Origin of the sequence: Frankia sp. Hr75.2, assembly GCF_949319125.1 — a bacterium.
Classification (GTDB): domain Bacteria; phylum Actinomycetota; class Actinomycetes; order Frankiales; family Frankiaceae; genus Parafrankia; species Parafrankia soli.
Genome location: NZ_CASGGV010000271.1, coordinates 1 through 243, shown reverse-complemented (window position 1 = coordinate 243; position 243 = coordinate 1). Strand labels below are relative to the sequence as shown.

The 243-nt window shown below is 74.5% G+C and carries 1 protein-coding gene; it reads left to right on the top strand.

Going from position 1 to position 243, the window contains the following annotated elements:
• A partial coding sequence (locus tag AC559T_RS18320; RefSeq protein WP_498869527.1) for an IS3 family transposase occupies window positions 1-243 on the top strand: 243 nt, incomplete at both ends.

Here is a 243-nt window from a genome sequence, read left to right as displayed (position 1 = left end):
TCGCCCGGTCGGCCGCCGGTCCGCCGGGAGATCCGCGATCTGGTCCTGCGCCTCGCACGGGAGAACCCGACCTGGGGCCACCGCAGGATCCAGGGAGAACTCGCCGGGTTGGGCTACCCGGTCGGGGTGGCCACCGTCTGGCGGATCCTGCACCGCGCCGGCATCGACCCCGCACCCCGCCGGGCCGACACCTCCTGGCGCACATTCCTACGCACCCAGGCCTCCGGCATCCTGGCCTGCGAC